Source organism: Vibrio sp. YT-19(2023) (assembly GCF_033337395.1).
The window spans coordinates 1-527 of sequence record NZ_JAWOQN010001089.1 but is presented as its reverse complement, the minus strand read 5'-3'; the positions used below and the strand labels follow the sequence as shown (position 1 = coordinate 527).

The following is a 527-nucleotide window of genomic DNA, read 5'->3' as shown; positions in this document are numbered from 1 at the left end:
ACTGGATAAAAACGGACAAGAGAAAGCCAATTTCGAACCGGGCATTGAGCTTAAAGCCAAATACACGCTGTTTGCTGAAGGGTGCCGTGGGCATTTAGGAAAAGAGCTCATTCGTCATTTCGATTTGGATGCGGGCAAACAACCTCAGCATTACGCATTAGGCTTGAAAGAGATTTGGGAACTGCCGGCTGATGCGAAAGATTTTACAGGCAACGTCATCCACTCCGCCGGTTGGCCATTGAGCGAAACCAACACAACTGGTGGTGGATTCCTCTATCACATGGAAAACCGCCAAATTGCGGTTGGGTTGATTGTCGATCTTAACTATCGCAATCCCCACTTGAGCCCATTCGATGAGTTTCAGCGCTTTAAACACCACCCTGCAATCAAAAAATACATTAAAGGAGCACAGCGTATCGCTTATGGCGCAAGAGCCATCGCAAAAGGTGGGTTATCTTCTTTACCGAAACAACAATTCCCCGGCGGTTTATTAATTGGCTGTGATGCAGGAACACTTAACGTTGCGA

At 46.9% G+C, this 527-nt stretch carries 1 protein-coding gene; it reads left to right on the top strand.

Annotated elements, in window-relative coordinates; all coding sequences use genetic code 11:
- Positions 1-527: NAD(P)/FAD-dependent oxidoreductase (locus R7E78_RS30210; protein WP_318059155.1), on the top strand; the 527-nt coding region annotated here is incomplete at both ends.